The sequence below is a fragment of the Micromonospora sp. NPDC047740 genome, assembly GCF_043204735.1.
Lineage (GTDB): Bacteria > Actinomycetota > Actinomycetes > Mycobacteriales > Micromonosporaceae > Micromonospora.
Genome location: NZ_JBIDCT010000012.1, coordinates 37,038 through 60,147, shown reverse-complemented (window position 1 = coordinate 60,147; position 23,110 = coordinate 37,038). Strand labels below are relative to the sequence as shown.

The 23,110-nt window shown below is 73.3% G+C and carries 19 protein-coding genes; 14 read left to right on the top strand and 5 right to left on the bottom strand.

Going from position 1 to position 23,110, the window contains the following annotated elements; genetic code table 11:
- Positions 1-141 precede the first annotated feature (141 nt).
- Positions 142-1,191 (top strand): hypothetical protein, encoded by a 1,050-nt coding sequence (locus ACGF4F_RS22480; RefSeq protein ID WP_393079943.1) that lies wholly within the window; start codon positions 142-144, stop codon positions 1,189-1,191.
- 51 nt (positions 1,192-1,242) lie between these two features.
- Here the strand turns inward: ACGF4F_RS22480 and ACGF4F_RS22475 are convergent, their stop codons facing one another.
- The gene (locus tag ACGF4F_RS22475; protein WP_393079940.1) at positions 1,243-2,772 is read right to left on the bottom strand and encodes a hypothetical protein; all 1,530 of its coding nucleotides are present in this window, start codon (positions 2,770-2,772) and stop codon (positions 1,243-1,245) included.
- 230 nt (positions 2,773-3,002) lie between these two features.
- On the opposite strand from ACGF4F_RS22475, the gene ACGF4F_RS22470 reads away from it, so the two are divergent.
- From ACGF4F_RS22470 to ACGF4F_RS22455, 4 genes are all read left to right on the top strand, one after another.
- Entirely contained in the window at positions 3,003-3,770 is a 768-nt protein-coding gene (locus tag ACGF4F_RS22470) for an SGNH/GDSL hydrolase family protein (protein ID WP_393079937.1), read from the top strand.
- A 3-nt stretch (positions 3,771-3,773) separates the two neighbouring features.
- The gene (locus ACGF4F_RS22465) at positions 3,774-4,220 is read left to right on the top strand and encodes a hypothetical protein (protein WP_393079934.1); all 447 of its coding nucleotides are present in this window, start codon (positions 3,774-3,776) and stop codon (positions 4,218-4,220) included.
- 95 nt (positions 4,221-4,315) lie between these two features.
- The gene (locus tag ACGF4F_RS22460; protein ID WP_357434467.1) at positions 4,316-5,218 is read left to right on the top strand and encodes a sulfurtransferase; all 903 of its coding nucleotides are present in this window, start codon (positions 4,316-4,318) and stop codon (positions 5,216-5,218) included.
- A 114-nt stretch (positions 5,219-5,332) separates the two neighbouring features.
- Positions 5,333-6,970 carry a hypothetical protein gene (locus tag ACGF4F_RS22455; RefSeq protein WP_393079930.1) on the top strand — a complete coding sequence of 546 codons (1,638 nt, stop codon included), beginning with the start codon at positions 5,333-5,335 and terminating at the stop codon, positions 6,968-6,970.
- Here the strand turns inward: ACGF4F_RS22455 and ACGF4F_RS22450 are convergent.
- Complete coding sequence (locus ACGF4F_RS22450; protein WP_357434469.1) at positions 6,942-7,370, bottom strand: hypothetical protein; 429 nt, start codon at positions 7,368-7,370, stop codon at positions 6,942-6,944. The two genes, ACGF4F_RS22455 and ACGF4F_RS22450, sit on opposite strands and share 29 nt — an antisense overlap.
- A 29-nt stretch (positions 7,371-7,399) precedes the next feature.
- Positions 7,400-8,647 carry an MFS transporter gene (locus ACGF4F_RS22445; protein ID WP_393079926.1) on the bottom strand — a complete coding sequence of 416 codons (1,248 nt, stop codon included), beginning with the start codon at positions 8,645-8,647 and terminating at the stop codon, positions 7,400-7,402.
- Between the two features lie 107 nt (positions 8,648-8,754).
- On the opposite strand from ACGF4F_RS22445, the gene ACGF4F_RS22440 reads away from it, so the two are divergent.
- From ACGF4F_RS22440 to ACGF4F_RS22415, 6 genes are all read left to right on the top strand, one after another.
- On the top strand, positions 8,755-9,381 hold the full coding sequence (locus ACGF4F_RS22440) for a helix-turn-helix domain-containing protein (RefSeq protein ID WP_357434471.1): 627 nt from the start codon (positions 8,755-8,757) through the stop codon (positions 9,379-9,381).
- Positions 9,382-9,475: 94 nt separating this feature from the next.
- Complete coding sequence (locus ACGF4F_RS22435) at positions 9,476-10,837, top strand: acetyl/propionyl/methylcrotonyl-CoA carboxylase subunit alpha (RefSeq protein WP_393079921.1); 1,362 nt, start codon at positions 9,476-9,478, stop codon at positions 10,835-10,837.
- 146 nt (positions 10,838-10,983) lie between these two features.
- Entirely contained in the window at positions 10,984-11,904 is a 921-nt protein-coding gene (locus tag ACGF4F_RS22430; RefSeq protein ID WP_393079918.1) for a hydroxymethylglutaryl-CoA lyase, read from the top strand.
- Between the two features lie 214 nt (positions 11,905-12,118).
- Positions 12,119-13,651, top strand: coding sequence for an acyl-CoA carboxylase subunit beta (locus ACGF4F_RS22425; RefSeq protein ID WP_357434474.1), 1,533 nt, complete (start codon positions 12,119-12,121; stop codon positions 13,649-13,651).
- 95 nt (positions 13,652-13,746) lie between these two features.
- Complete coding sequence (locus ACGF4F_RS22420; protein WP_357434475.1) at positions 13,747-14,895, top strand: acyl-CoA dehydrogenase family protein; 1,149 nt, start codon at positions 13,747-13,749, stop codon at positions 14,893-14,895.
- Between the two features lie 183 nt (positions 14,896-15,078).
- Entirely contained in the window at positions 15,079-17,670 is a 2,592-nt protein-coding gene (locus tag ACGF4F_RS22415; RefSeq protein ID WP_393079914.1) for an ATP-binding protein, read from the top strand.
- Positions 17,671-17,915: 245 nt separating this feature from the next.
- On the opposite strand, the gene ACGF4F_RS22410 is transcribed toward ACGF4F_RS22415, so the two are convergent.
- Positions 17,916-18,413, bottom strand: a complete 498-nt coding sequence (locus tag ACGF4F_RS22410; protein ID WP_357434477.1) for a MarR family transcriptional regulator — start codon at positions 18,411-18,413, stop codon at positions 17,916-17,918.
- Between the two features lie 100 nt (positions 18,414-18,513).
- Here ACGF4F_RS22410 and ACGF4F_RS22405 point away from each other — a divergent pair, with 100 nt between their 5' ends.
- Positions 18,514-19,095, top strand: a complete 582-nt coding sequence (locus ACGF4F_RS22405; protein WP_357434478.1) for a YceI family protein — start codon at positions 18,514-18,516, stop codon at positions 19,093-19,095.
- A gap of 250 nt (positions 19,096-19,345) precedes the next feature.
- A complete protein-coding gene (locus ACGF4F_RS22400) occupies positions 19,346-20,824 on the top strand; it encodes a glutamate--cysteine ligase (protein ID WP_393079909.1) in 1,479 nt (492 codons plus the stop codon).
- Between the two features lie 117 nt (positions 20,825-20,941).
- On the opposite strand, the gene ACGF4F_RS22395 is transcribed toward ACGF4F_RS22400, so the two are convergent.
- Positions 20,942-22,213, bottom strand: a complete 1,272-nt coding sequence (locus ACGF4F_RS22395) for a hypothetical protein (RefSeq protein ID WP_393079906.1) — start codon at positions 22,211-22,213, stop codon at positions 20,942-20,944.
- A 115-nt stretch (positions 22,214-22,328) separates the two neighbouring features.
- Here ACGF4F_RS22395 and ACGF4F_RS22390 point away from each other — a divergent pair, with 115 nt between their 5' ends.
- Complete coding sequence (locus ACGF4F_RS22390) at positions 22,329-23,018, top strand: PASTA domain-containing protein (RefSeq protein WP_357434481.1); 690 nt, start codon at positions 22,329-22,331, stop codon at positions 23,016-23,018.
- The last annotated feature ends 92 nt before the right edge of the window (positions 23,019-23,110 follow it).

The following is a 23,110-nucleotide window of genomic DNA, read 5'->3' as shown; positions in this document are numbered from 1 at the left end:
GTGCTGGGGGCCTGTGTCGTGGCTGGACCGCGTCTCGAACGTTCCCCAAAATTCCTTCGCCGATACGGCAACCCTCCCTTGAGAACTCAACGTCTGGGAGTGCGTCAACCCGTTGCGCCATCGAAACCGAGGACTGGAACCGTGAACGTTTTCGCCGCCGCCGCCCCCGCCGCCCGCACTGGTCGTCCGCGTAGCCTCCGCCACGTCGTGGGCCTTGCGGCCGCCGCCATCACGACGGTGAGCCTGGGCGCCTGCGGCGGAGGAACGACCACTCCGGCCACCGCGCCGACCTCCGCCGCTCCGACCTCCGCCACCCCGGCAGCCGTCGCCAGTGCGGCTCCGGCCAGCAACTCCAACGCCTCGGCCACCGTGCTCACCGGCACGCGCTACTACCTGGGGATGACCGGCCAGGAAGCGGTGGTCCACGCCGTCCGGGGCGAAGTCGACCAGGTGACCGCGCGGATTCCCCTCGGCTCCGGCCACTGCGTCCGCAACACGATCACCATCTCGCCGTACGGCGAGCGGCTGGCTTGGGTGGAGGGCGGCACTGGCCAGGACAGCGGCGCCCTGGTGACGTCGATGATCGACGGATCCCGGAAGCGCACCGTCGCGCGGGCGGCGCCCTTCCGGGGGAAAGCCAACTGCCTCGGCAGCAATTCGCTGGTGTGGAACTCCAACGACCTGCTGATGGTGCAGGACGGCCGGCGGTCGGTGCTGATCGATGTGGCGGCGAACAAGCCGGCCGATGGCGACGCGGGCAACGAGACCCTCAAGTGGTGGTCCGCCGACGGCCGTAGCTGGGCTGCGGTCTCCGAGGGCAAGCCGTACGCCACCGACGGGAGCGGGGGGCACTTCTACCACTACACGCCGCCGAAGGCCGAAGCCGCGCACCACGACGGCTGGCGAGTGCGGAGCGTGTCGATGGACGGCCGGTACGTCTCGGTTGGCTGGATGAACACCGACGTTTCGCGCAACGACGGCAGCTTCGCGGTGGTCGACACCACCACCAGCAAGGTCGTCAAGCTGCCCGTCACCGGGGAGATCAAGAGCATCCAGTTCGCGGCGGACGGCAAGGTGCTGGTGCGGCAGGCGACCCGGGTCGTGGTGCTGGACACCGGATTCCGCCAGATCGGCGAGGTGGCGGAACCCCAGGAGGTGCAGCGGATGACGCTGCTGGCGTACGTGCCCTGAGCATGCGCCACCGCCGAGCGGGCCGCCCCACGAGGGCGGCCCGCTCGACGTTCAGCGCACCTCGGCCTTGAGGTAGGCGGCCCAACCCTTCTCGAACTCCTCGTACGACACGCCGAGGACGTCCCGCGTCACAGTGTCGATCGGCCTGCCGCGGTAGTGCTCGGCCACGAGCTGGAACATCTTCTGCTCCCCGTACCGCTCGACGAGGTAGCCGATGGCCGAGTGGCCCAACCAGTAGTGGTACTCGACCCGGCCCTTCAGGTCCCACGCCGGGCCTCCCGGCAGCGAGGACGAGTAGCCGGTCTGGCGGATCACCGCCCGGGAGCTGGCCGTGCGTTCGCTGGTCAGCCAGGGCTTTCGGCCGTGGCCCAGGTATTCCGCGAACCCCTCGACCACCCATCGCTCCCGCTCGCCCACGAGCGAGGATCCGGGGGCGCGGCCGGTGAGCCGGCCGACCAGGGCGTGCCCGATCTCATGCCGGAACAGGTTCAGCTGCCGCTCGCGGGTTCCCCTCGTGAAGTGGTATTCGTCGCGGACGTCGACCACCACCCGGGTCGCCCCGACGACGGGGTCGTTCTCGTCGCCGTCGAGCACACCCTCCGGCGGCACCGGGATCGCGACCCCGGACTCGGCGGGGGTCTCCTTCGTGGTCCGGTAGAGGGATCCCAACTCGGACCGCCCCTTGACCAGGGAGATGACGAAGCCCGGCGGCGTCTCGCCGGTCACCCCGCCGGCCCGCCAGGCGGCCAGGTCGTCCGCTGCGGCCTGCTCGGCGATCGGGGCGTACCGTTGCGCCTCCGCCCGCAGCGACGCGTCGACGATCAGCAGCGTGTGCGGCGTCCGCTCGACGTGAATGTCCCGCCACTTGTCCCAGGGGGCCGGGTAGTGGGTGACCGTGTCCCGCCTGCGCTGCTCCGGAACGCCCCCGGCCCGAATGACCTTCAGCGGCGCGTCCTGGCCGGCCTGGGCGATCGTCCACTGGTACCACTCCTCGACCGGGCCGAGGTCGAAGCCGTCGAACCGGTGCACGAACGCCACCGTCACGTCGACCTCGTGCCCGCCGCCCACCGGTCGGAACTCGCCCTTGTGGAGGTACGCGAAGCGGACGTCGGCCAGCGGCAGCTTGCTGAGGTTGCGATAGAGGCTGGTCTGCGCGGCGACCAGGTCCTTGTCGGCCGGGTCGAACGGCGCGACGAACGCCTTCTCGTCCCGCTTGGTGAGCGCCCTGGTGTGCTCAGCCAGCAAGGACCCGATCTTCGCCTGCCGGATCGGGTTCGGGTCGTCGAGCGCGGCAGAGCTGTCGGTCCGCTCGTCGAGATACGACACCAGCCCGACCAGCCCGACCGTGGCGCACAGGGCCAGGACCAGCACCCCCGCGCCGAGCCCGATCCACAGGCCGCGCCGGGACCGCCGGGCCGGTGGTGCCGGCGGCGGAACGTACCCGCCCGGCGGCGGGTAGGGCAGCTGCCCGTACGGCCCGGGTGTGCCGGGCGGAGCCGGGCGGGCGGGTGGCCCGGCGGGCGGTGGGGCGTACGGTCCGGGGTGTCCCGGCGGGGGAACGGCAGGCGGTCCCTCGGTCATGGCGTGCGTCCTCGCTCGTGTCCGACGCGTCGGGTCGCCACCCACTCAGGGGCCGTCCCCGACTGGGGTCGCGCCATTATTTCCGTCCGAGCGTCCGGTTCTCTGCCCCGTGCCAGCCACCGGCGGCGTGGGCAGCACCACGTCCGCACGTGGCAGGAGCGCCGGTCGACCGTCTCCGGTGCCAGAATGGCCGACACCGATGGGAATTCCGGTAGCCGGGGGGACAACAGGTGCGCTGGCGCAGCTTCGTGGCGGTGGGTGACAGCTTCACCGAGGGCATGGATGACGCGTATCCGGACGGGACGTACCGGGGCTGGGCGGACCTCGTCGCCACCCGGCTCGCCGCCGAGGCCGGCCCGGACTTCGGGTACGCCAACCTGGCCATCCGGGGCCGCCTGTTCCCGAACATCGTCGCCGAGCAGGTGCCGGCCGCCCTGGCCATGCAGCCCGACCTGATCAGCTTCGCGGCCGGCGGCAACGACGTGCTGCGCCGGTCCTTCGACGCGGAGTCCTTCGTGCCCCGCTTCGACGCCGTGATCGGCCAGCTGCGGGGCAGCGGCGCCGACGTGGTCCTGTTCCGGTTCGCCGACGTGATGGCCCGGCTCCCCGGGCAGCGGCTCGTGGCGCCCCGGGTGGACCTGCTCAACCGGGTGGTCGGCGAGGTCGCCGAGCGGCACGGCGCCATCCTGGTCGACCTGTACGCCGACGACACCTACCTGAACCCGATGCTGTGGAGCACCGACCGGCTGCACCTGTCGGCGGCCGGGCACCGGCGGGTCGCCGGGCAGGTCCTCGCCGCCCTCGGGGTGGGTTGTGACGAGGAGTGGCTGCTGGTGCCGCCGCACCCCGCGCCGGCCCCGTGGCTCGCCGCCCGCGCCGCCGACCTGCGCTGGGCCGGCCAGCACCTGGCGCCGTGGATCAAGCGCCGGTTGACCGGCCGCTCCTCCGGCGACTTCATCACCGCCAAGCGGCCCGTGCTCGGGCCGATCGCCGACTGACCGGTGCGGACGATCCACGCCGCACCGCTGCTGCGGCTGACCCTGGACGACGAGCCCCGGCCGGATCACGCGGTCCTGGTGTCCGGCGACCGGGTCGAGGCGGTCGCGCCGCTGGCCGAGCTGACGGAGGCGTACCCGGGGGTGCGGGTGCGGCGGTGGGCCGGGACCCTCGGGCCAGCGCTGGTGCACGACGGGCCGCTGCCGCCCGCCCCCACCCCGCGCGAGCGGGTGCACGCCCTGTTCCGCCGCGGCGCCGCCGCGGTGCTCGCCGCGCACGTGGCCGAGCCGGGCCTGCGGGCCGCCGCCGCCCGCAACGACGTCGCGGTGCTCGACGCCGTCCGGCCGCCGGCGCTGGCCCCCGGCGGTCGGGCCGATCTCGCCGTGTTCGCCGACAGCGGCTCCTGCCTGGCCACAGTGGTTGCCGGGCGCCTCGTGCAGCGCCGCGCCTGACCATCGGTGCGCGCTGTCGTGCGACCCGCCACATCCGTCGTACCCGATGCGCGATGGCCGGTCGTGCCCGGACGATCGGGCGTACCTTGGGGCTCATGCCTGTGCCGAGCGATCCGAATCCCCGCTTCCAGTCGTACGCCGACCCGCAGCGCCTGGTCACCACCGAATGGCTGGCCGAGCACCTGGGCGACGAGGGCCTCGTGGTGGTCGAGTCCGACGAGGACGTGCTCCTCTACGACACCGGCCACCTCCCGGGCGCCGTCAAGGTCGACTGGCACACCGAGCTGAACGACCAGGTGACCCGGGACTACCTGGACGCGAAGAGCTTCGCCGAGCTGTGCGCTGCCAAGGGCATCGGTCGGAACGACACGGTGATCTTCTACGGCGACAACTTCAACTGGTGGGCGGCGTACGCCCTCTGGGTGTTCTCCCTCTTCGGCCACCCGGACGTCCGGCTGCTCGACGGCGGTCGGCAGAAGTGGATCGCCGAGGGGCGCGAGCTGACCCGGGAGAAGGTCACCCGGCCGCGCGCCGACTATCCGGTGCCGGAGCGGAACGACGCGCCGATCCGGGCGTACCGGGAGCAGGTGATGGCGCACATCGCTGCCGGCCGGCCGCTGGTCGACGTCCGCTCGCCCGGCGAGTACACCGGCGAGATGCTGCACATGCCGGACTACCCGCAGGAGGGCGCGCTGCGCGGCGGGCACATCCCCGGCGCGGTGAACAAGCCGTGGAAGTCCGCCGCGAACGACGACGGCACCTTCAAGTCCGCCGAGGAACTGCGCGTCATCTACGCCGACCAGCTCGGGCTGAGCCCGGCCGACGACGTGGTCGCGTACTGCCGGATCGGTGAGCGGTCCAGCCACACCTGGTTCGTGCTGCACCACCTGCTCGGGTACCCGCAGGTCCGCAACTACGACGGGTCCTGGACCGAGTGGGGCAACCTGGTCCGCGCCCCCGTCGTCAAGGGCGATCAGCCCGGCGGCCTCACCGGCTGACCGCCCGTCCGGCCCGGGGATGACGCTTCCGGGCGGCAATCCGGCGTTGCCCCGCCGTGCCCACGCACGGCGGGGCAGGCTGCTAAGCAGCCGTCGGATCGCCGAGGAGGGGGCGTGGGGCGCCTGGACAAGCGGTTCGTCGCGCTGCTCGTGCTGGCCGCCGTGCCGCCGGCCGTCGAGGGTGTCATCCTCGACGCCTCGGGGTTCCGCGCCGCCGACGGGCTGGCGCCGCAGGTCACTGCGGTCTGGCCGTACGACACGTACCACGACCTGCGATGGCTGTTCGTCTACCACGACTCGTGGCTGACCTTCGCCGTCGGGCTCGTCGGGCTCATCTTGTTCCGGGCATCGCTCACCACCGGGCTGGTCGCGCTGGCCTGGCCCCGGCAGGTGCCTTGGCCAGGCCTGGGTTGGCTGGTCCGGCGGAACCTCGTGCTCACCGTGGTGATCACCGTGGTGGTCTCGCCCTGGGCGGCCCTGTCGATCGCCGCCTCGGTGGTCGCGCTCTCCTGGCTGTTGTTCGCCTCGCTGCTGCCGCTGTTCCTGCTCGCGCCGTTCCTGCAGCGCGCCGCCGTGCGCGGCGCCTGGTGGCGTGGGCTGCCCTCGATCGAGTTGGTCGGCTGGTCCCTGCTCAACTTCGTGGTGCTCACCATGAGTGGGGCGCTGGTCTGGGCGGCGCCGACCGGGTGGTCGGCACCGGTGGCGGCGGTCGCCGGGGTGATCAACGGGCTGCTCTGGCAGCGCACGGTGCGGGCCGCCCTGCTGCCGCGCCGCCCGGTGAAGTGGGCGCGGGTGCCGGTGGCGCCGCTGGCCGTGCTGCTCGTCTTCGCCGTGCCGGTGGTGGTGCAGCCCGTGTTGCAGCTCGTGCCCGGGACGTCGCCGAAGGGCCGCGCCATGGTGCTCGACCGGTCCCTGCCGGCCGGCGTCCGGCACGCGGTGATCTTCCTCGACGGCCACGGCAGCACGTCCGGCGGGCAGCCGGCCGTCGACCCGAACGTGCAGCAGTTCTCCTATCGGGGCCTGGACCCGCAGGGCCGGCCGCTGCCGTACTCCGCCCGGGACACCTACCGGTCGATCGAGTCCAGCGTGGGGCTGCTCGCCACCCAGGTGGACCTGCTGCATCGGCGGACCGGACGGCCGGTGGCGCTGGTGGGGCAGAGCGAGGGGGCTCTGGTGGCCCGGACCTACCTGGCCGTCCGGCCGCACCCGGCCGTGGACACGCTGGCCATGTTCAGCCCGCTGATCAATGCCGGCCGCTCCTACTACCCGCCCGCCGGGGCGTCCAGCGGCTGGGGCGTCGCCGCCGGGTGGGAGCTGCGGTTCGTCTTCGGCGTCCTCGACTCGTTCGCCCACACGGGCAGCGGGCCGGAGGAGCCGTTCATCCGGTCGGTGCTGGACAACGCCCCCTTCTACCGCAACGGCCTGATGTGCCCGGTGCCCGGCGTACGCATCGTGGCGTTCCTGCCGACCACCACGGCGATCGAGGCGCCTCCCGGCCAGTACAGCCGCGTTCCGGTCTTCCAGATGCCGGCCCTGCACGGTGGCCTGCTGGCCACACCGGTCGTTCAGGCGCGCCTGGTCCACTTCCTCGAGGGCGAGCCGGTCAGCCGGCCGCAGCGCGGCTACAGCGAGCTCCAGAACGCCGCCGCTGCCTGGCACGCTCCGCCGCTGCCGCTCTCGCTCAACCCGGTCTGGCGGGCCAAGCACGTGCCCGACCCGGCCTTCAGCGAGGAAATCTGCCAGCCGAGTTGACCGGTTCGCTCGGCGTCTCCCGCCGGCACCGCCGGAGCAGCACGAGGGCCGCCACCGCCAGCCCGATCACCATCAGCGCCCAGATCGGCCGGAAGGGCAGCAGGAGCACGTGCAGGCCGATGCCCACCACCGCCACCACCGCGGCGAACCGGATCGACCAGCGGCGGCCGGAGAAGAGCAGCACCCCGCCCAGCACCATGAGAATCCCGGTCACCAGGTGCGCCCACAGCCAGCCGGTCAGGTCGAGGTGGTAGAGCCCTTCCTTGGTGATCACCACGTACGGGTCGTCGTCCAGGTCGGTGACCCCGGAGACGGCGTCGGCGAGGCCGCCCCCGGCGAGCAGCACGCCGGCCAGCATCCGCTGCCGGTCCCGCGTACGGACATCGTCGGATTGCGTCACCCCGTCCTCCTGTCGCTGTCCGGTCCAGCCTAGGGACGCGGCACCGGCTCCGTCCGGCGCTCGGCGCGCGAAACCCCCTCCCGCAACGTCCGCCACGCACCGGCGGTGACCAGGGCGAACACTCCTGCCGCCGCCCAGCCGACCGGAGCCACCCCGTAGACCTGACCGGCGAACCCGGCGACGGCCGCGCCGACCGGCGCGCTGACCAGACCGACCGTCCGCTGCGCCGCGCCGACCCGGCCGAGCAGCCCGGCCGGCACGTGCCGCTGCCCGTACGCCGACCACAGGCTGTTCCAGACGGTGGTGCCGGCGGCGAAGCAGGCCAGGGCCAGCCCGCCGGGCACCGGGTGCCGGGCGACCGCGAACCCGGCCAGGGCCAGCGTCTGCGCCAGCAGCACCCTGCGCAGCGCGGGCAGGGTGCCGAACCGGGCCGCCAGCCGGCCGGCGCCGAGCGCCCCGACCAGGCCACCGACCACCGCCCCCGCCGCGAACAGCCCGTACGCCGCCGGCGGCACCCGCAGCACGGTCAGCGCGTACAGCACCAGTACCGCCATGACTCCGCTGATCGCGAGGTTCGACCCCGCCGTCGCCACGGTCACCCGCCACAGCACCGGGTCCCGCCGCAGCCAGCGCATCCCCGCCCAGGCCTCCCGCCACACGCTCGCCCGTCCCGGCGCCGGGCGATTCCGGTGCTCGTCGGACGGCGGGACGCGGCGCAGGGCGAGGACGAGGACGGCGGCCGCGGCGAAGGTGACGGCGTCGAGGGTGAACGGGAGGGCCGCGGAGATCGCGAAGAGGACCCCGGCCAGCGGGGCGCCGAGGAACCCACCGGCGACCGCGGTGCCGGCCTGGAGGCGGCCGTTGGCGGTGGGCAGCGCGGCCGGCGGGACCACCGACGGCAGCAGCGCGAAGGAGGCCGCGTCGAAGACCGTGCCCAGGGCGGCGAGCAGGAAGGCGGCGACCACCAGCGCGGCCACCCCGGCCCGGCCGGTGGCGACCAGTCCGGCCAGGGCGGCCACCAGGGCGGACCGCAGCCCGTCCACCACCGCCATCGTCCGACGGCGGTCCCACCGGTCCGCGTACGCGCCGCCGAGCAGGCCGAGGAGCAGCGGCGGGAGTTGGGCGGCGACGGTCACCGCGGCGACGGCCCGGGGATCGCGGGTGAGCGTGGCGGCCAGCAGGGCCAGTGCCGGCGTACGCAGGGCATCGCCGAACCGGGAGGAGACGGCGGCGGACCAGAGCAGCCGGTAGTCGCGGCCGAGGACGGAAGCGGTCATGTCGCCGGAGCCTGTGGCCTGAAGCGGGTCGAGGGTCAAGCCAACGTGAGGCAACCGACGGGTAACCGAGCCTCCACCTCGCCGCGCCCGAGGTCTAGGCTGGCCCGGTGGCGGTGGAACAGCAGGCGCGGGGCGCGGCGAACGGCGCGACGGGTGCGGGCCGACGCCGGTCCCGGCGGGACGAGATCCTGGAGATCGCGGTGGGCCTCTTCGCCTCCCGCGGCTATCACGGTGTGTCGATGGACGACATCGGCGCTGCTGCGGGGGTCACCGGTCCGGCCCTCTACCACCACTTCGCCGGCAAGGAGGCGATGCTCGCCGCCGCGCTGATCCCGGTCAGCGAGGGGCTGCTCGCCGGTGGCCGGGAGCGGGCCGCCCACCACCCGGACGACCCGCGCGGGACCCTGGAGTCGTTGATCGACTTCCACGTGGAATTCGCGCTGGCCAACCCGGCGGTGATCGCCCTGCACCTGCACGAACTGGACCGCCTCCCGGACGAGCCGCGTCGACGGATCCGCCGGCTGCAGCGGCTCTACGTCGAGGAGTGGGTGACCGTGCTCACCACGCTGCACCCCGGGCTGCCGGACGGTGAGGCCCGGGTGCTCGCCCACGCCGCTTTCGGTCTGATGAACTCCACCCCGTTCCTCGCCGGCGAGGTGGACCGCCGCCGCCGTGCCGAGCTGCTGCGCGGCGCCACCCTCGCCGCCCTCCTGGCACCCACCGACCCCGCCTGACCCCAGTCCGCGGGGTGGGTCGGGGTAACTCGTGGGTAACCCGGGGGGCGTGGTTGGCTGACAGCGTCCCCACCCCTGGACGCTGGAGGAGAGCATGATCGAGTCGCTGCTGGTCGCCAATCGGGGCGAGATCGCCCGCCGGATCATCCGTACCGCCAAGCGGCTCGGGATCCGTGCGATCGCGGTGCACTCGGAGGCGGACGCCGGCCTGCCGTTCGTGACCGAGGCGGACGAGGCGGTCTGCCTCGGCCCGGCCAACCCGGCGCAGAGCTACCGGAACGTCGAGGCGATCCTCGCCGCCGCCAAGTCGACCGGCGCCCAGGCGATCCACCCCGGCTACGGCTTCCTCTCCGAGAACGCGGACTTCGCCCGTACCGTCGAGGCCAGCGGCCTGATCTGGGTCGGACCCGGCGCGGACGCGATCACCGCGATGGGCGACAAGATCAATGCGCGGAACCTGATGGCGGCGGCCGGGGTGCCGGTCGCGCCCGGCACCACCGACCCGGCGGCCGACCTGGCCGCGGCGGTGGCCGCCGCCGCCGAGATCGGCTACCCGGTGATGGTCAAGGCCGCGGCCGGCGGAGGTGGCATGGGCATGGGCGTGGCCACCGACGAGGCCGCGCTGCGCACGGAGTACGACAAGGTCCGCTCGTTCGCCGAGCGGATGTTCGGTGACGGCTCGGTGCTGATCGAGCGCTACTTCCCCCGGGTACGCCACGTCGAGGTGCAGATCCTCGGCCTGGCCGACGGCCGGGTGGTGGCCCTCGGCGAGCGCGAGTGCTCGGTGCAGCGGCGCAACCAGAAGCTGGTCGAGGAGTCCCCGTCCCCGGCGGTCTCCGCCGAGCTGCGCGAGCGGTTCCTGGCCGCCGCCGTGCGGGCCGGCGAGGCGGTCGGCTACCGCAACGCCGGCACGGTCGAGTGTCTGTTGGTTCCGCGCCAGCGGGACTTCGATGGTGACGGCTCCGAAGAATTTTTCTTCCTGGAGATGAACACGCGGCTGCAGGTCGAGCACCCGGTGACCGAGTACGTCTACGGCGTCGACCTGGTCGAGGAGCAGCTGCGGGTGGCCGCCGGCCTGGCCCCGACCTTCGACCCGGACGCGCTCGCGCCGCGCGGGCACGCCATCGAGCTGCGGATCAACGCGGAGGACCCGAAGCGCTTCCTTCCCGGCCCGGGCGCGATCACCACCTGGAACGAGCCGGCCGGCGAGGGTGTCCGGGTCGACTCCGGCTACGTCGCCGGCAACACGGTCACCCCGTTCTACGACAGCCTCATGGCCAAGCTGATCGTCAGCGGGGCGACGCGCGCGGAGGCCGTCGCGCGGGCCAGGGCGGCGGTGGCCCAGTTCGAGATCGCCGGCCCGAAGAACAATCTCCCCTTCTTCGCCGAGTTGCTGGAGAACCCTGAGTTCCTCTCCGGCGACTACGACACCGGCATCGTCTCCCGCATGCGCTGACCCCGGCGCTTCTCGTTGACCAAGGAGTTTGCGTCAGCCCGGGCTGGGATTTTGCCGCAAACTCCTTGATCAACCCCAGCTGGCGGCTGGGGTGACATGCTGGAGGGCACCCATCACGTAAGACCGTCACAGTGAGGTGACCCCTTATGGCGGAACTGCCGGACTTCGTCTCCATTCGGGAGGTCGGGCCCCGGGACGGACTCCAGAACGAGGAGCCCATCCCCACCGACGCCAAGGTACGGCTGCTCGACGCGCTGTCGCGTACCGGAGTGCGACGGATCGAGGCCGTCTCCTTCGTGCATCCCAAGGCGATCCCACAGATGGCCGACGCCGACGAGGTGTGGCAGCGGGCCACCAAGGTCGACGGGGTGCGCTACTCCGCCCTGGTGCCGAACACGCGGGGCGCCCACCGGGCCCTGGCCGCCGGCTTCACCGAGATCGAGGTGGTGGTCTCGGCCAGCGACACGCACAACCGGCGCAACGTCAACCGCTCCACGGAGGAGTCCCTCGACGACATCGCCGAGCTGATCGACCTGCTGCACGGCGCGGGCGCCCGGGCCGAGGTGATCGTCGCGACCAGCTTCGGCTGCCCGTACGAGGGGGACGTCGACCCCCAGCGGGTCGCCGGCATCGTCGACCGCGTCGTCCGCGACGGCGCCGACCGGGTGGCCTTCGGCGACACCACCGGCATGGGTACGCCCCGACGCGTCCGCGAGCTGATCACCGCGGTACGTGACCGCAACGCGCACATCCCCGTGCTGCTGCACTTCCACAACACCCGGGGCACCGCGCTGGCGAACCTGCTGACCGCGATGGAGTTGGGCGTCACCGAGTTCGACGCCAGTGTGGGCGGCCTCGGCGGCTGCCCGTACGCCCCGGGGGCCAGCGGCAACCTGGCCACCGAGGAGGCCGTGCACATGCTGCACGACATGGACATCGACACCGGGATCGACCTGGACGCCCTGATCGAGGCCGCCGAGCTGGCCGAGGAACTGGTCGGCAAGAAGCTCCCCTCCGGCGTCCTCCGCGCCGGCCCCCGCACCCGCCTGACCCCCCTCCCCGCCTGAGCAACGCGTCGATCAAGGAGTTTGCGTCTGGATCCGGGCCCGGACAGACGCAAACTCCTTGATCAACAACGCCGGGGTGGTGCGGTCGGCCGGCTGCCGGCGGGGCCGGTGGCTGCTGCGGGCTGGGTCGCCGGAGCTGGTCGGCGTGCGCTACCCTAACGATCGTTCAGGTCGGTGGGCGCGCTCACGAGGCGCGGGTGGCGAGGGAGTCGGCGTGACGCTCGACGGTGAGGCTCTGGAGCAGCTGCGCAAGCGCGCCAAGGCCGGCGGTGCGGACAAGTACCACGCGGCGAACGCCGCCAAGGGCAAGCTCTTCGCCCGGGAGCGGGTCGCGCTCCTGGTCGACGAGGGCTCATTCGTCGAGGACGGCCTCTACGCCAACGCGCTGGCCGAGGGGCTGCCCGCCGACGGCGTCGTCACCGGCACCGCCACCATCGACGGCCGCCCGGTCTGCCTGATGGCGAACGACTCCACGGTCAAGGCCGGCAGCTGGGGCGCGCGTACCGTCGAGAAGATCATCCGGATCATCGAGCGGGCGTACACCACCGGGGTGCCGATGGTGTATCTGGTCGACTCGGCCGGGGCCCGGATCACCGACCAGGTCGAGCTCTTCCCCGGCCGGCGCGGCGCCGGGAAGATCTTCTGGAACCAGGTCCGCGCCTCCGGCTCGATCCCGCAGGTCTGCGCCCTCTTCGGGCCGAGCGCGGCGGGCGGGGCGTACATCCCGGCGTTCTGTGACGTGGTGGCCATGGTGGACGGCAACGCCAGCATGTACCTCGGCTCCGACCGGATGGTCGAGATGGTCACCGGCGAGAAGACCACGCTGGAGGCGATGGGCGGGGCCAAGGTGCACTGCGCCGAGTCCGGCGTCGGGCACTTCCTCTGCAAGACCGAGGCCGAGGCGCTCGACGTGGTCCGCCGCTACCTGTCCTACCTGCCGGCCAACTGGACGCAGCAGCCGCCCGCGGCGCCCGCCGTGGAAGCGTCCGAGAAGGCCGACCTGGCCGCGCTGGTCCCGGCCAGCGAGCGGCAGGCGTTCGACATGCGCCGGTACGTCAAGGGCCTGCTCGACGAGGGCAGCTTCTTCGAGATCCAGGCGCTCTGGGCCAAGGAACTGACCATCGGCTTCGGCCGGCTGAACGGCGAGGTCGTCGGCGTGGTCGGCAACAACTCGATGTTCAAGGGCGGCGTGCTCTTCGTCGACTCGGCCGACAAGGCGACCCGGTTCGTGCAGCTCTGCGACGCGTTCAACGTGCCGCTGCTGTTCCTCTCCGACGTGCCCGGGTTCATGGTCGGCAGCGCCGTGGAGAAGCAGGGCATCATCCGGCACGGCGCCAAGATGATCACCGCGATCAGTGAGGCGACCGTACCCAAGATCTGCGTGGTGGTCCGGAAGGCGTACGGCGCCGGGCTCTACGCGATGGCCGGCCCCGGCTTCGAGCCGGACGCGACGATCGCGCTGCCCACCGCCAAGATCGCGGTGATGGGCGCGGAGGCCGCGGTCAACGCGGTCTACGCCAACAAGATCGCCGCGATCGAGGACGAGGCCGAGCGGGCCGCCTTCGTCAGCGCGAAGCGCGAGGAGTACGAGCGGGACATCGACATCGTCCGGCTCGCCAGCGAGCTCGTCGTGGACGCCATCGTCGAGCCGCACGAGTTGCGCGCCGAGCTGGTCCGCCGGTTCGCCGCCGCGCGCGGCAAGGACCGGCACTTCTCGAAGCGCCGCCACGGCGTCACCCCGGTCTGACACCCGCGCCGTGTGCGGTCACCGCCGCACGTGGCCCCGCACGACCCGTCCCGGCGTCACGAGCGCCCGGCGGACCATCCACACAGGAGGATCAGATGGACTTCCGGCTCAGCGAGGAACAAGAGGCGCTGCGGGAGAGCGTGCGGGACTTCGCCCGCGAGGTGGTGGCGCCGGCCATCGCGGAGCACTACGAGCAGCACACCTTCCCGTACGAGATCGTCCGGCAGATGGGCAAGATGGGCCTGTTCGGCCTGCCGTTCCCCGAGGAGCACGGCGGCATGGGCGGCGACTACTTCGCGCTCTGCCTGGCCTTGGAGGAGCTGGCCCGGGTCGACTCCAGCGTGGCGATCACCCTGGAGGCGGCGGTCTCCCTCGGCGCGATGCCGATCTACCGGTTCGGCACGGACGAGCAGAAGGCGCAGTGGCTGCCGAAGCTGCTCAGCGGCGAGGCGCTCGCCGGCTTCGGGCTGACCGAGCCGGGTACCGGATCGGACGCCGGCGGCACCCAGACGCGGGCGGTGCTGGACGGCGACGAGTGGGTGATCAACGGCTCGAAGGCGTTCATCACCAACTCGGGCACCGACATCACCTCGCTGGTCACGGTCACCGCGGTCACCGGGACGAAGCCGGACGGCTCGAAGGAGCTGTCCAGCATCATCGTGCCGTCGGGTACGCCCGGCTTCACCGTCGCCCCCGCCTACTCCAAGGTCGGCTGGACCGCCTCGGACACCCATGAACTGACCTTCGACGACTGCCGGGTCCCGGCAGCCAACCTGCTCGGCCAGCGCGGTCGGGGCTTCGCCCAGTTCCTGCGTACCCTCGACGAGGGCCGGATCGCCATCGCCGCGCTGGCCGTCGGCCTCGCCCAGGGCTGCGTCGACGAGTCGATCAAGTACGCGAAGGAGCGCCACGCCTTCGGCCAGCCGATCGGCAACTACCAGGCGATCCAGTTCAAGATCGCGGACATGGAGCTGAAGGCGCACACCGCCCGGCTGGCGTACTACGACGCGGCCGCCCGGATGCTCGCCGGCGAGCCGTTCAAGCGCCAGGCCGCGATCGCCAAGCTGCACGCCAGCACCATCGCGGTGGACAACGCCCGCGAGGCCACCCAGATCCACGGCGGCTACGGCTTCATGAACGAGTACCCGGTGGCCCGCTTCTGGCGGGACGCCAAGATCCTGGAGATCGGCGAGGGCACCAGCGAGGTGCAGCGCATGGTCATCGCCCGCGACCTGGGCATCTGACGGCGGGCTCGCCCCGGCTCGCTGGCTTCGCACGCTCAGCGAAAGCGTGGTCACTCCGCCTCGGATGACCACGCTCTCCGGTGAAGCTGCGCGCTCGGCCGGCTGTCGGATATCGGCGCCCGACGGTCGGTTGGGCGACGATCTGGTGTGGCGGGTCGTACCCCGTCCGTAGTCTTCGTCCCCATGACTCCGGATCATGATCGCTCGCCGAGCACGGGTGGTCGTACCGGCCTGTCCGATCTGCTGCGCGGGCACCGGCTCGCCGCCGGCCTCACCCAGGCCGAGCTGGCCACGCGGGCGGGCGTCGGAGTGCGGACGATCCGTGATCTGGAGCGGGGCCGGTCCGCGCGGCCCCAGCGCACCACCGTCGACCTGCTCGCCGGCGCGCTCGGCCTGACCGGCACCCGCCGGCAGGCGTTCCTCGCCGCGGCCCGGCCGGCCCCGTCCGCCGCGCCGCGTCCGGCCGCACGGCACCTCCCGCTCACCGGCTCCGGCATCACCGGAAGCGGTACGCCGGTCGCGCTGCCGCAGCCGGTGCCGCTGATCGGCCGGGACCGGGACGTCGTCGAGGTGGCCGCCCTGCTCGCCGCCGACCATCCGGTGGTGAGCCTGGTCGGCCTGGCCGGCGTCGGCAAGACCGCGCTCGCCCTCACCGTCGCGTACGCCGTGGCCGCCGACCACCCGGCCGGCGTGGCCGGTGTGCTGGTTGGCGAGGGCTCCGACGTGACCGACGTGCTGGCCGCCTCGGTCGCGGTGCTCGGCGTGCACCGGCTGACCGACCTCCCCGGGCGGCTCGCCGGCCGGCCGGCGTTGCTGCTCGTGGACGCGGTCGAACGGGCACCCGGGCCGGTGGCCGAGGCGCTGCGGACGATGGTCACCGCGGCACCCGGGCTGCGCGTGCTGGTGACCGGCCGACGTCCGGTCGGCCTCCCGGGCGAGCTGGTCCGGCCGGTCGCGCCGCTCGACGTCCCGCCGGCCGGGGTGCTGCCGGCGGACCCGGCGGCGCTGGCCCGCTGGCCGGCGGCGGCGCTGTTCAGCGCCCGGCTCGCCCAGGTGCGCCGCGAACCGCCCACTCCGGCCGAGCTGCCGGCGCTCGCCGCGCTGGTCCGGCGGCTCGGCGGTCTCCCGCTCGCCATCGAGCTGATGGCCGCGCGCGGTCGGATCCTCGACGTCACCGAGCTGCTCGACCGGTACGGCGACCGCGTCCTCGACCTTGCCACCAGCGGCCCCACAGGCTGGGCGCCGGTCGACCGCGCCACCGGCATGGTGACCCTGCGCGAGGCGGTGGCGACCAGCTACCACCTGCTCGCGTCGGCCGACCGGGCGGCGCTGCGCCGGCTCTCCGCCTTCCGCAACCGGTGGTCGGTGGAGCTGGCCGAGGACCTGCTGGCCGACGGCGGGCCGCGGGCGGACGCCGTCCCGCTGCTGGACCGGCTGCTCGAACTCGGCCTGCTCAGCGTCCGGGGCACCGGCCCGTTCCGGTTCCGACTGCTGGACGCGGTACGCGACTTCGCCGCCGAGCAGGCCGCGGCCGAGGGCGAGCTGGCCCGGATCCGGCGCCGGCACGCGCTCGTCGTCACCGGGCTGGTGGTCCGCAACGCACCGGACCTGCTCGGCGTGGAGCCCTCCGCCGCCGTGCACCTGCTGGACGAGGCGACCAGCGACATCACCGTCGCCTTGGCGCACGCCGCCGACGACGATCCGGTGGTCGCGCTGCGACTGGCAGCGGCCCTGCCCCGGTGGTGGCGGCTGCGTGGGCGGGACGTCTCCGGGCGGCGGTGGCTGCGCCGGTTGCTGGACGACCCGCGTACCGCCGACGCCGACCCGGTACTGCGGGCCTGGGCGCTGATCGGCTCGGCCCGGCTGGCCGCCGAGCACGGCGCGGGCGCGGAGGAGGTGCCGGCGGCACGGACCGCGTTGGCCGCCTTTCGCGAGGCCGGGGAGGTGACCGGCGAGCTGTGGAGCCGCTTGGTGCTCGGCATGCTGCTGCCCGCGGCGGGGGCACACGACGAGGCCCGGGAGCAGGCCGAGGCGGTGCTGAAGCTGGCCACCCGGCACGGCCGGGTACGCGAGACAGCATTCGCCCAGACGTGCCTGACCTGGCACGACGTACGCGTGGGCGACCTGGCCGGGGCGCGGCGCCGGCTGGCTACCGTGGACCGGCTGGCCGCGCAGTCCGGTGAGCAGCGGCTGCGGCTGCTGGCCCGGGCCAACCTCGCCGAGGTGTCCCGCCTGGAAGGCCGGTACGCCGACGCCGTGGAGCAGGGGCGGCGGGTGGCGGCGGCGCTGACCGAGCTGGGCGACCCGGGGCGGCGCCGCCGAGTGCTCGGCACGGTCGGGTTGGCGCTCGCCCAGGCGGGACGCGGAGACGAGGCGTTGGAGGTGCTCGCCGAACTGCGGCCCGCGGTTCCGGTGCCGGCGCAGCGGCGGCCGTCCGGCGCCGGGCACGCGGACCGGGCCGGTGTCGCGGCGGAGCACACCCGGCCGGAGGACGCGGTCTGCGCGCTGATCGAGGGCCAGCTCGCGTTGCACCGGGGTGACCGTGAGCTGGCGGCGGAATGGTTTGCCGCGGCGGCCGAGGCGGCCGCTCCCGGCCAGCATCGGCGGGACGTGATCGAGGCACTGGTGGGGCTGGCGGCGAGCACGGCCGACGTGACCGTGCTGGATCGGCTCGACCAGGCTCGCCGAGCCAACGGGATCAGCCTGCTGCCCCGGGAAGAGGACCTGCTGTACGCGTTGGTGGCCGGCCGGGCCCTCGGCATCCGCCGGCGCTGACCGACGGTCGACCGCTGGGGTTGCGCCGCCGGGTTGCTCGCACGGGAGGGCGCGGGGGTGGCGCGAGCGAAGTAGCCCCCTGGTGTTGCCCCTCGCTCATCCGCTCGCGCCGGCACCCCCCGGTGCGCCCCCGCTGCACTGGAACCCTATCCGCGACGCGTGGGTGATTTGCGACCGCTTGAGGGGTATGTTCGGTCGCTTAGCCGGTTCTGCCGGTCTTTCTGCCGGTGATCGCCCGGGCCGGCTCAGCAGCCGGCGGGAGCGGGTGCGGGCTCGCTGCTCCCAGCGGTCGCCCCCGGGTGGACCGCGTCACGCACCCGGCGCAGCCCGTCCAGGAGGGCCTCCAGCTTTACCGGTTCGAGCTGGCCGGTGAACCACTGCTCGATGATCTGCAGGTGCCCGGGCAGGGTCTCGTCCAGCCGGGTCAGGCCGGCGGCGGTGACCACCGCGTACGAGCTGCGTCGGTCGGAGGGGCAGGCCCGGCGGCGGATCAGGCCGTCGCGCTCCATCCGGTCGACCACCCGGGTCACGCCGCTGGTGGACAGGGAGGTCTGGGCCGCGAGGTCGGTCATCCGGAGCTGGTTGCCGGGTGAGCGGGCGAGTCGGGTGAGCACCTCGAACTCGACCGGGGAGAGGCCGTGTTCCTCGAACTGGGCGGCGAACCGGGCCGACAGCCCGGCGTGCGCCTCGACGAGGAGGCCGACGGCGGTGATCCGGGGATCGTCGAACACGTTCTGGTCCACGCCACCATCCTAGCAGTACTTGACATAGGGAATGTTGTCGTGCCTATAGTTGCTTAGTCAGTCGTTGGACTACTCAACAATCTCCCTGGAGGACAGCACCATGACCAGCAGCACCGAAGCGGTTACCCGCGACTGGGAGGGTCTCACCATCCCGGCTGCCGGCACCTACCTGCTGGACGCGGCTCACAAGCGGGTCGGCTTCGTCGCCCGCCACATGATGGTGAGCAAGGTACGCGGTGAGTTCGGCGACGCGACCGCCACGATCACCGTGGCCGAGGACCCGATGCAGTCCGCGGTGACCGCCACCATCCAGGCGGCCAGCATCGACACCACGCAGGCCGACCGGGACGGGCACCTGCGCAGCGGCGACTTCCTCGATGTCGAGAAGTTCCCGACCCTGGAGTTCCGCAGCACCGGCGTGAAGTCGCGGAACGGCAACGAGTTCGTGCTCTCCGGCGAGCTGACCATCCGCGACGTCACCCGCCCGGTGGAGCTGGAGGTCGAGTTCGAGGGCGTCGGCCGCAGCCCGTTCGGCCAGGACATCTTCGGCTTCTCCGCCAGCACCGAGATCGACCGCGAGGACTTCGGTCTCACCTGGAACGTCGCCCTGGAGACCGGCGGCGTACTGGTCGGCAAGAAGATCAAGATCGAGATCGAGGGCGAGGCCATCCGCCAGGCCTGATCTCCCCGTACGACCCCACGGGCCCGTGTCGTCACCCGACGGCACGGGCCCGTTTCGTCGTCGGCCGAAGAGGTGCGATTTGTCACGTCCCGTTCACAGGTTGCCGGCGGTGCGGCGGGGTGTGACCTGGGTAGGAGTCTCGACCTGGGCCCCGCCCCTGGCTCCGTCAGCCGGGGCGCACTTAACGTGAATGGTTCACAATGCGTTTCGGGACGGTACGGTTCCGTTGCGCCTCGCGCCGGGAGGACAGATGGGCAGAGACGTCGAGCAGGGCGCCTTCTCCCGGGAGGACCGGGTCCGCTACCGGCAGAAGGTCCGGCGGTGCCTGGACGTCTTCGCGCTGATGCTGGACGACTTCGGCTTCGACGCCGACCGGCCGATGACCGGGCTGGAGATCGAGCTCAACCTGGTCGACTCCGCCGCCGAGCCGGCGATGCGCAACGAGAAGATCCTCGCCGACATCGCCGACCCGCTCTTCCAGACCGAGCTCGGCCAGTTCAACCTCGAGCTGAACGCCCCGCCGCGGCTCATCGAGGGCACCGGCTTCGGCGACTACGAGCGGGACCTGCGCAACAGCCTGGCTCGCGCCGACGAGCGGGCCAGCCGGTCGGACGCCAAGATAGTGCTGGTCGGCATCCTGCCCACGCTCACCGAGCGGCACCTGATCGCCGACAACCTCTCCACCGACGAGCGCTACCGGGCGCTCAACGACCAGATCGTGGGCGCGCGGGGCGAGGACTTCGAGCTGGACATCCGCGGTGTCGAGCGGCTGCAGACGCACAACGACTCGATCGCCCCCGAAGCGGCCTGCACCAGCCTCCAGTTCCACCTCCAGGTCGCGCCGGACAGCTTCGCCGACTACTGGAACGCCTCCCAGGCCATCGCGGGCCCGCAGACCGCGGTCGGCGCGAACTCGCCGTTCCTCTACGGCCGGCAGCTCTGGGCGGAGACCCGGATCGCCCTCTTCCAGCAGGCCACCGACACCCGGCCCGACGAGCTCAAGGCCCAGGGCGTACGCCCCCGGGTGTGGTTCGGGGAACGCTGGATCACGTCAATCTTCGACCTGTTCGAGGAGAACGTCCGCTACTTCCCGCCGCTGCTGCCCATCTGCGAAAGCGAGGACCCGGTCGAGGTGCTGCACGCCGGCGGGGTGCCCAAACTGGGCGAGCTGCGGCTGCACAACGGCACGGTCTACCGGTGGAACCGGCCGGTCTACGACATCATGGACGGCCGCCCCCACCTCCGGGTGGAGAACCGTGTACTCCCGGCCGGGCCGACCGTGGTGGACATGCTCGCCAATGCCGCCTTCTACTTCGGACTCGCCCGCAGCCTCGCCGAGGCCGACCGTCCCATCTGGAGTCAGCTCACCTTCAGCTCGGCCGAGGAGAACTTCCACGCCGCCGCGCGGCGGGGGATGGACGCCGTCCTGCACTGGCCCCGGCTCGGCGAGGTGCCGGTGACCAAGCTCGTGCTCGATGTCCTGCTGCCCAAGGCAGCGCAGGGCTTGGACCGGTTCGGCGTCGCCCCGATCGAGCGCGACCGCCTCCTCGGCGTGATCGAGCAGCGCTGCCGTACCGGGCGCAACGGTGCCGCCTGGCAGACGGAGACGGTGTGGGCGGCCGAGCGGCACCGGGGCATGGATCGGGAGGCGGCGCTGCGCCACATGCTCCAGCGCTACGCCGAACTCCAGCGCAGCAACGAGCCCGTGCACACCTGGCCGGTCGACTGACCACCCCCCGGCGTGGGCCCGGCCGGCCCGGCATTCCGGGTCCGCCGACCGCAGGCCGGTGCACGGCCCGACCGGCGGCGACGTCCGCCGGGCCGGCCAGCAGATCGCGGTGAGAAATCAGCGGCTGCGGCGGCGGGACTTGGCCCCGGCGGTCGGCGAGCCGCCCTCCGCGCTGCGGCTCGTGACCTCGCCCGGTGCGGGGCCGTCCCCGGCGTCCGTGCGGGTGGCCCCCGGCTCGCTCCCTCCGGCCTGCGCCGGCGTCCGCTGCGGCGGGACCGCCCGGCCACGGCGGGTCGCGCCGGGAGCCCGCGCCGAGGTGCCGTCCTCCGGTGGCCCGGCCGGCTGCCCGTCCCCGGGCATCGCCTCGGCGGATCCCGGCACGTCGGCGGGGAGCACCGGGACGGCCGGGCCCGCCTCGACGGCCGGGCGCGCCTCGACGGCCGGCGGGGCGAGGTCGTCCGGCTCACCGGTGCGCTGCCGGGGCACGATCGCCGCAGTGCGCGCGGCGGCCCGGCGGTCGGCCCGCTGGGCCAGCGCGGCCACCAGGGCCGAACCCCCGACTCCCGCGATCAGGGCGTACGGGGCGATCAGGTGGGCGGACATCTGCTCGGCGGCGATCGCCGCGAGCCTCGGCACGGCCAGCAGGTACGCCAGCGCCACCAGGAGCGGTCCGGCCGCCCCGGAGGCTGCCGCGCCGACCCGCTGCTCCGCCACCCGGGCGGTACGCCGGGCCGCCAGCGCGCCGATCACCAGGGCGGAGCCCAGCGCGAGCAGGGCACCGGGCCAGTAGAAGTAGTCCCGGATCCAGAAGCGTTCGCTGTCCGCGCTGATCTGCCAGATGCCGAGCTGGGCGGTGCCCAGGCCACGGCCGGACAGTACCCCGTCCAGCACCGACACCACGGCGAGCAGCCAGAGCCAGCTCGTGGTGGCGACGAGGTTGGCGGCAGCGGCCCGGGTGTGCAGCGCCCAGGTTGCGAGCAGCAGACCGAGCAGCATCCCGGCGAGGGCGTACCCGGCGGCGACGGCCTGCGGCGACGAGGTGTCCGGCACCCGGGCCGCCCGGGCCGGTACGGCGACCAGCAGTACGGTGATCAGCGCGCCGACCGCGGCGGCGAGGGCCAGGCCGAACTTCCGCGGCGTCCCGTCCGGCTCCTCGTCGGCCGTCCCGCGCAGCCGGTGGGCGCAGACCGCCCCGGCGATCACCGAGGTGGCGGAGATCCAGGTGGCCCAGGCGAGGCTCGCCACCCAGGCCGCCTCGACCCGGCCGGTCGCGGCCGGTGCCCAGTTGATGATGCCGAGCCCGTAGCCGAAGCCCAGCTGAGCCGCCCCCGTACCGGCGGCGACGCCGAGCGCGGTGGCGGTCGATCCTCCCCAGCCCCGTCTGGCCATGTCGGGGAGCGTAGCGTCCCAAGGTCGACGCGGCGAGTCTTGACGGAGCTCGATCTGCCGCGGGTGGACTTGGCGGCGCCGGATACGGTCGCCCGTGATTGAGGCGGTGGAGGCGATGACGGACGACGGGTACCTGGGCCGGCAACCCGGGTTGGCCGGCGAACCCGGACCGGACCGGACGAGGTTGTTCCTCGGTGGTGGCCTGGCGGTGGTCCTGCTGGCGGTGATCGGGGCGAGCGGCGGATGGATCCTCGCCGGGGACGCCGATCCGCCCACGCCACCGGTCACGGCCGGCACCAGCGCACCCGCGTCGAGCGACCGTACGCCGACCGAGGCCACGCCCAGCAAGCCCGAGCGGAGCCCGTCCGGCACCCGCACCACCACCCCGGCCGGGCTGACCGTCCCCGATCTGGTGGGCACCGACTTCGTGCAGGCCCGGCGGGAACTGCACGACCGGAAGCTCGGCTGGCGGCTGGTCTTCGGCACCGGCTCCGGCCGCAACGTCGAGCGCACCAGCCCCGCGCCCGGTACGCCGGTCCGGCGCGGCGTCACCGTCACCCTCTGGGTCGCCGGTCCGCCGCCGGCGGTGCCCGTGCCCGACCTGATCGCCCAGGACTGCGGCGACGCGGCGAACGACCTGGTCGCGGCGGGACTGTATCCGCACTACCGCACCGGTCGCCGGGGCCCGGTGACCGCCCAGGACCCGGCCGCCGGCAGTTCGGCCCGGTGGAACGACCAGGTCGCCCTCACCTGTGGCGACGACCCGTCGGCGGGGCCGACTGCCACCCCGCCCCCGGCACCGTGACGGCCGGCTCGCCGCGCTGATCCGGGCCGATGGTGCGGCCGACCGTTACCGTGGACGATCGAGGGCCAGGGCGCCCGTCCCGGTGGGGAAAG

Bases quoted from the DNA above. Each gene is read 5' to 3' on its own strand.
- ACGF4F_RS22475 (WP_393079940.1), bottom strand. From the start codon at position 2,772: ATGACCGAGGGACCGCCTGCCGTTCCCCCGCCGGGACACCCCGGACCG.
- ACGF4F_RS22460 (WP_357434467.1), top strand. From the start codon at position 4,316: ATGCCTGTGCCGAGCGATCCGAATCCCCGCTTCCAGTCGTACGCCGAC.
- ACGF4F_RS22445 (WP_393079926.1), bottom strand. From the start codon at position 8,647: ATGACCGCTTCCGTCCTCGGCCGCGACTACCGGCTGCTCTGGTCCGCC.
- ACGF4F_RS22435 (WP_393079921.1), top strand. From the start codon at position 9,476: ATGATCGAGTCGCTGCTGGTCGCCAATCGGGGCGAGATCGCCCGCCGG.
- ACGF4F_RS22430 (WP_393079918.1), top strand. From the start codon at position 10,984: ATGGCGGAACTGCCGGACTTCGTCTCCATTCGGGAGGTCGGGCCCCGG.
- ACGF4F_RS22420 (WP_357434475.1), top strand. From the start codon at position 13,747: ATGGACTTCCGGCTCAGCGAGGAACAAGAGGCGCTGCGGGAGAGCGTG.
- ACGF4F_RS22415 (WP_393079914.1), top strand. From the start codon at position 15,079: ATGACTCCGGATCATGATCGCTCGCCGAGCACGGGTGGTCGTACCGGC.
- ACGF4F_RS22405 (WP_357434478.1), top strand. From the start codon at position 18,514: ATGACCAGCAGCACCGAAGCGGTTACCCGCGACTGGGAGGGTCTCACC.
- ACGF4F_RS22400 (WP_393079909.1), top strand. From the start codon at position 19,346: ATGGGCAGAGACGTCGAGCAGGGCGCCTTCTCCCGGGAGGACCGGGTC.
- ACGF4F_RS22395 (WP_393079906.1), bottom strand. From the start codon at position 22,213: ATGGCCAGACGGGGCTGGGGAGGATCGACCGCCACCGCGCTCGGCGTC.
- ACGF4F_RS22390 (WP_357434481.1), top strand. From the start codon at position 22,329: ATGACGGACGACGGGTACCTGGGCCGGCAACCCGGGTTGGCCGGCGAA.